This window comes from Spirillospora sp. NPDC046719 (assembly GCF_040645715.1).
Taxonomy (GTDB): Bacteria; Actinomycetota; Actinomycetes; order Streptosporangiales; family Streptosporangiaceae; genus Spirillospora.
On record NZ_JBEYYT010000509.1, the window covers coordinates 1 to 6,022 of the forward strand.

The window sequence follows — 6,022 nt, forward strand, 5'->3', positions numbered from 1 at the left end:
GCCGCCCAGGTCTGACCCCCGCCCCCCCCGGCGCCGATCCGCGCAGCGCCCGCGGATCGGCGCCGGAGGGCCGGGACTAGCGGTAGCCGGTGAGGTCGGCGGGCCGCCCGTCGGTGATGTAGCGCCAGCAGTCGGGACGGCTCCCGTCGGCGTCGGTGAAGCCGTAGACCTGCGCGAGGCCGCCGCTGGACAGCGACGCGCCGTTCCAGCGGGCCCGGTCCGGGTCGGCGGCGAGCGCGGCGACGGCCCGCCCGACGAAGGCGGGCGACTCGGAGATGGCGAAGCCGGGGTTCGCGGCGATGCCGTCCCGCCAGGTCTCCTCGGTGACGCCGAAGTGCTCCAGCATCGCCTCTGACCGCAGCCAGCCCGGCGTGAGCGCGACGGCGGTGGCGCCATGCGGCGCGATCTCCACGGACTGGGCGAGCGCCATCCGGATGACGGCGCTCTTCGCCAGGTCGTAGAAGAACCCGACGTCCTCGCGGTAGCGGGCGTTGTACTCGGCGGTCCCGTCGGTCATCTCGACGACGAGCCCGCCGGGCTCGCGGATCAGCAGCGGCAGCGCGCGGTGGCTGGTGATCGCGTGGGTGTCGATGGCGAGGCGGAGCAGCCGGAGCCCGTCCTCCAGCGACTGCTCCCAGAGCGGCTCACCGAACCGGAACAGGTGGTCGGAGCCCCAGACGTCGTTGACCAGGACGTCCAGCCGCCCGTGCTCCTCGTCGATGCGCCGGACGAGCGCGTCGACCTGCGCGGGGTCGAGATGGTCGACCTGGACGGCGATGCCCTCGCCGCCCGCCGCGGTCACCAGTTCGGCGGTCTCCTCGATGGTCTCGGGGCGGCCCATCTCGGACCGTTGCGACCGGGTGGTGCGCCCCGTGACGTACACGGTGGCTCCCGCGGCGCCCAGCTCGGCGGCGATGCCGCGGCCGGCGCCGCGGGTGCCGCCCGCGACCAGTGCGATCGTGTCTTTCAGTTCACGGCTCATGGGGACGATGCTGGCGCGGAAACCTGACAGCCCGCGTCAGTGTTCCGCCACGTCCCTGCCCGGGTTCGGCACGCTTAGGTGAAGATGCTCACGCCGCCGGGGCCGACGAGCAGCCCGACGACGATGAGGACGATGCCCCAGATCAGCTCGCGCCGGGCGAGGATCACGTAGATGCCGGAGATCACCAGGATCACGGCGATGAGCCACAGGATTGTCATCATGGCGAGCGGGATCCCCGGTATGAATCCGACAAAACCACCATCTCGATTCGGTCAACCCGAATCTTGGTTTCGGGCGGAGGGGGGATCGCTCCCCCCTCCGCCGGGATAACGGCGATCACGCGCGCCGCGCGACACGGCGCCGTGGCCGGAAACCGAGTCTTCCGCGCCCGCCCGGACCGGTCCAGGAACCACGGGACCATTTCCGGACGTCCGCGATGATGCTTCAGGACGAGGACCGGCTCCTGCGTCCGGCGGGTTGACATTTGGCCCCGAACGAGCCCGGCGGCCCCTGCGGGCCCGGCCGTCCCGGACGAGCAGGGGCGACGGGCGTCACCGGGCGCGGCAGAGGCGCAGCACGTTCGCCACGATCCGGTGCCCCGCGCCGCCCGCCGCGGTGAGGATCGACTCCGGGTGGAACTGCACCGCCCACCGCCGCCGGCCCGCGTCCTCGATCGCCATCACGACGTCCCCGGTCAGCGCCGTCACCTCGAAGCCCTTCACCCGGTCCGGGGTGGCGTGCAGCGAGTGGTAGCGGGCCGCGGTGAACTCGTCGGCGAGGCCCTCGAACAGCGCGCCCCCGACCACCTTCACCTGGCCGGGCTTGCCGTGCGACGGCTCGGGCAGCAGGGTCAGCTCCCCGCCCGCGTGCTCGACCATCGCCTGCAGGCCGAGGCACACCCCGAAGACCGGCAGGTCCCGCTTGTCGAGGGCGTCCAGCAGCCCCCGGGTCGCGAAGTCCTCCGGACGGCCCGGGCCGGGCGACAGCACCACCAGGTCCGGCGCGTGGTCGTCCAGCATCCGCACGGGGAACCCGTGCCGCAGCGTGACCACCTCGGCGCCCTGCTGCCGGAAGTAGTCGGCGAGCGTGTTGACGAACGAGTCCTCGTGGTCGACGAGCAGCACCTTCAGCCCCTCGCCGGGCAGGTCCGGCAGCGGCGCCGGCTCCTCGGCCGCCGCCGCGGCGGACGGCCGCCGCGACGCCTCCAGCGCACCGAGCAGCGCGCTGGCCTTCAGGTGCGTCTCGCGCTCCTCCTCGTCCGGGTCGGAGTCGTACAGCAGCGTCGCGCCGGCCCGCACCGTCGCGATCCCGTCGCGGATCTGCGCGGTGCGCAGCGTCAGCCCGGTGTTCATCGACCCGTCGAACCCGACGCAGCCGACCGCGCCGCCGTACCAGCGGCGCGGCGAGTCCTCGTGGTCCTCGATGAACTGCATCGCCCACGCCTTCGGCGCGCCCGTCACCGTCACCGCCCACATGTGGGTCAGGAACGCGTCGAGCGCGTCGAAGCCGGGGCGCAGCCGGCCCTCGATGTGGTCGACGGTGTGGATCAGCCGCGAGTACAGCTCGATCTGCCGGCGGCCGAGCACCCGCACGCTGCCCGGCACGCAGACCCGCGACTTGTCGTTGCGGTCGACGTCGGTGCACATCGTCAGCTCGGACTCGTCCTTGGCCGACGACAGGATCGCGCGGATCTGGTCGGCGTCCTCCAGCGCGTCGCCGCCGCGCCTGATCGTCCCGGCGATCGGGCAGGTCTCCACCCGGTCGCCGGTGACCCGGACGAACATCTCCGGCGACGCGCCGACCAGGTACTCCCCGTCGCCGAGGTTGAACATGAACTCGTACGGCGCGGGATTCGTCTCGCGGAGCCGCTCGAAGAAGACGGCGGGCGCGTCGCAGCGCCCGTACATGGCGTGGCCCGGCGTCACCTCGAACAGGTCGCCGCGCACGAACTTCTCCTTGGCGTCCCGCACCATCTGGGCGTACACGCCGGGCACGGGCTGCGGCGGCAGCTCACCGCGCGACGGGACGGGCGTCGGCTCGGTGGCGCGCGGGATCCCGGCCGTGCTCGCGCCGCCCACCTCGAACTCGTAGGACATGCGGTGCGAGGTCTCGCGCTTGCGGTCCACCACGACCATCTCGTCCGCGAGGTGGAGGACGAGGTCGCGCTGGTCGGCGGGCCGCTCCAGGCGCGTCCGCAACGGCTCGAACTGCAGCGACAGGTCGTACCCGAACGCCCCGTACAGGCCGAGGTGCGGGTCGTCGCAGCGGAACAGGTCGATCACCGCGCGCAGCGCCGTGAAGACGGTCGGCTGGCGGCTGCGGTCCTCCTCGGCGAAGAACTCCTCCGTCGGCGGGACGAAGACCCCGAACTCCGCCGGCCCGTCCGCGCGGACCTCGCCGACGGGGCGCAGCGCCGCCGCCACCGCCGGAAGGACCACGCGCCCCCGGCCGTTCAGCGCGCGGACGGACACGTTCCGGCCCCGCGCGACGATCTCCAGGCACGGGTCGACGTAGGCCATGTGCCAGCGGCTGTAGCGGCCGGGATACTCCATGCCCGAGCTGAGCACGCCGCCGCGCCGCTCCCCCACGGCGGCGACGAGGGCGTTCAGCACGTCGGACTTGCGCTCGGAGTCGACCGGGACGGCGGTACGGGTCACCCGTACGCCCCCGGCGGTGACGAACTCGCCGATCCCCGCCCGACCGATGTCGGCGTGCTGTGAGTCGGCGTGCTGTGAGACGGTCTCCACCGCGGTGGCCCCTCGTTTCGGGCCCTGCACCGGCGGACAACGGGAAACGACCGCCGATGAGGGCGGTCGCCTGGTCTAGGACATGCACGAACCGGCGCCGCCTCAGCGGCGCCACCACCACCGGCGGGACGCGGTTCGCATACGGCGAGGCTACCAGTGTCCGCCCGGGGGCGGCGACCCCGCGGACCGGACGCGCCCCGCGCCGCCGGGCGCCGCTCCCGTCCGGTGGGCTGAGCTGGGCGTCCACGTGTTGGAACGATCCAGTCAAGTCGTGCCGCGGTCGATATCGAGCCGTTATCGCAGGCGGATAGCCTTTCCCGGCTCCACCCCTGGCAGGGTCCGTCTCGCGATCCGGGCGGACCGCGTGCCGCACGCACGAGGAGGATCCCTTTGGCCTCGCAAGACCCGCCGGAGCCGGCCCGGCGCTCCGACCGCAGCCCGTGGAACTGGCTCCTGCTGGTTCCCGTCGTCGTCCCGCTGCTGACCTTCCTGTTCAACAGCGACGGACCGCGCCTCGCCGGCTTCCCGGCCTTCTACTGGATGCAGCTCGCCTTCATTCCGCTGGGCGTCGCCTGCACCGTGATCGTGTACCTCATGACGCGGAAGAGGGACTGAGCCATGGCGCACGGGCACACGACCGAGATGGTCGTCTTCGTGCTGCTGTTCCTGCTGGTCAGCGGGCTGGGCTTCGTCGCCGCCCGGTGGCGGAGGCCCGACAGCATGCACTCGCTCGACGAATGGGGCCTCGGCGGCCGCAGCTTCGGCAGCTGGATCACCTGGTTCCTGATCGGCGGCGACCTCTACACCGCCTACACGTTCGTCGCCGTCCCGGCCCTGGTGTTCGGGGCGGGCGCCGCGGGCTTCTACGCCGTCCCCTACACGATCGTCGTCTACCCGCTGGTGTTCCTCGTGCTGATCCGGCTCTGGTCGGTGTCGCACGTGCACGGGTTCGTCACGCCCGCGGACTTCGTCCGGGCCCGGTTCGGCTCCCCGACGCTGGCCCTGGTCATCGCGGTCACCGGCATCGTCGCCACGATGCCGTACATCGCGCTGCAGCTCGTCGGCATCCAGGCCGTGCTGAAGACGATGGGCGTGAACGGGCACTGGCCGCTGATCATCGCGTTCCTCGTGCTGGCGGCCTACACCTACCAGTCCGGGCTGCGCGCCCCGGCGCTGATCGCCTTCGTCAAGGACCTGCTGATCTACCTGGTGATCATCGTCGCGGTGCTCTACATCCCGTCCAAGCTGGGCGGCTGGGGGCACGTGTTCGACGCGGCGCAGGCCAAGTTCGCCAAGACCCCGGTGCCGAGCGACGGCATCCTGCTCAACGGCGGCAACCAGCTGAACTACGCCATGCTCGCGCTCGGCTCGGCGCTGGCGCTGTTCCTCTACCCGCACAGCGTCACCGGCGTGCTGGCCAGCAAGAACCGCAACGTGATCAAGCGGAACATGGCCGCGCTGCCGGCCTACAGCTTCGTGCTGGGGCTGATCGCGCTGCTCGGCTTCATGGCGATCGCCGCGGGCGTCAAGCCGGTCGTCACCGACGGCAACCCGGACACCAACACGGTCGTCCCGCTGCTCTTCGACCACATGTTCCCGGACTGGTTCGCGGGCGTCGCCTACGCCGCCGTCGGCATCGGCGCGCTCGTCCCGGCGGCGATCATGTCGATCGCGGCGGCGAACCTGTTCACCCGCAACATCTACAAGGAGTACCTGCACAAGGGCGCGACCGAGAAGCAGGAGGCGCTGGTCAGCAAGCTGGTGTCGCTGGTCGTCAAGGTCGGCGCCGTGCTGTGCATCCTGGTGCTGGACCCGCAGTTCTCGATCGACCTGCAGCTGATCGGCGGCGTCATCATCCTGCAGACGCTGCCGTCGGTGGCGCTGGGCCTGGTCACCCGCTGGTTCCACCGCGCCGCGCTGATCGCCGGCTGGGCCGCGGGCATGATCGCCGGGCTGTGGATGCTGTACGACATCCCGAACCCCGCCAAGCACAAGGAGCACTTCGGCGGCTCGGCGTTCAAGCTGAGCGACCTCGGCCTCGACACCGAGAAGACCGTCTACGTGGGCATGCTCGCGCTGGCCGTGAACCTGGTCGTGGCCGTGGCGGCGACCCTGGTCTTCCGGGCGGCCAGGCTCAAGGACGGCGAGGACGCCACCCGCGAGGCCGACTACCTGGCCGACGAGGGCGACCCGAAGGTGAAGGACCTGGAGCTCAGCAGCAGCACCTGATCCGGTCCGCACCGGCACCGTCCCGGCCCGCGGGGGGGCCCGCCCCGCCGGCGGCGGGGGGGCG

Annotated in this window: 5 protein-coding genes; 2 read left to right on the forward strand and 3 right to left on the reverse strand. The window is 72.0% G+C overall.

Features of this window, described 5'->3' with window-relative positions; all coding sequences use genetic code 11:
* Positions 1 to 76 precede the first annotated feature (76 nt).
* From ABZ914_RS44475 to ABZ914_RS44485, 3 genes are all read right to left on the reverse strand, one after another.
* Positions 77 to 982: an SDR family oxidoreductase gene (locus ABZ914_RS44475; RefSeq protein ID WP_500200754.1), complete on the reverse strand. Its 906-nt coding sequence runs from the start codon at positions 980 to 982 to the stop codon at positions 77 to 79.
* Positions 983 to 1,056: 74 nt separating this feature from the next.
* The gene (locus ABZ914_RS44480; RefSeq protein ID WP_190854010.1) at positions 1,057 to 1,203 is read right to left on the reverse strand and encodes a GPGG-motif small membrane protein; all 147 of its coding nucleotides are present in this window, start codon (positions 1,201 to 1,203) and stop codon (positions 1,057 to 1,059) included.
* Between the two features lie 330 nt (positions 1,204 to 1,533).
* Positions 1,534 to 3,687, reverse strand: a complete 2,154-nt coding sequence (locus ABZ914_RS44485; RefSeq protein ID WP_500200756.1) for an anthranilate synthase component I — start codon at positions 3,685 to 3,687, stop codon at positions 1,534 to 1,536.
* Between the two features lie 432 nt (positions 3,688 to 4,119).
* Here ABZ914_RS44485 and ABZ914_RS44490 point away from each other — a divergent pair, with 432 nt between their 5' ends.
* Together ABZ914_RS44490 and mctP are read left to right on the forward strand one after the other, a co-directional pair.
* Complete coding sequence (locus ABZ914_RS44490) at positions 4,120 to 4,344, forward strand: DUF3311 domain-containing protein (RefSeq protein WP_190854014.1); 225 nt, start codon at positions 4,120 to 4,122, stop codon at positions 4,342 to 4,344.
* Positions 4,345 to 4,347: 3 nt separating this feature from the next.
* The gene (gene mctP, locus ABZ914_RS44495; protein WP_500200755.1) at positions 4,348 to 5,958 is read left to right on the forward strand and encodes a monocarboxylate uptake permease MctP; all 1,611 of its coding nucleotides are present in this window, start codon (positions 4,348 to 4,350) and stop codon (positions 5,956 to 5,958) included.
* The last annotated feature ends 64 nt before the right edge of the window (positions 5,959 to 6,022 follow it).

What these genes read in the sequence shown, in the direction of transcription:
- ABZ914_RS44475 (WP_500200754.1), bottom strand. Translation starts at nt 982, where the DNA reads ATGAGCCGTGAACTGAAAGACACGATCGCACTGGTCGCGGGCGGCACC.
- ABZ914_RS44480 (WP_190854010.1), bottom strand. Translation starts at nt 1,203, where the DNA reads ATGATGACAATCCTGTGGCTCATCGCCGTGATCCTGGTGATCTCCGGC.
- mctP (WP_500200755.1), top strand. Translation starts at nt 4,348, where the DNA reads ATGGCGCACGGGCACACGACCGAGATGGTCGTCTTCGTGCTGCTGTTC.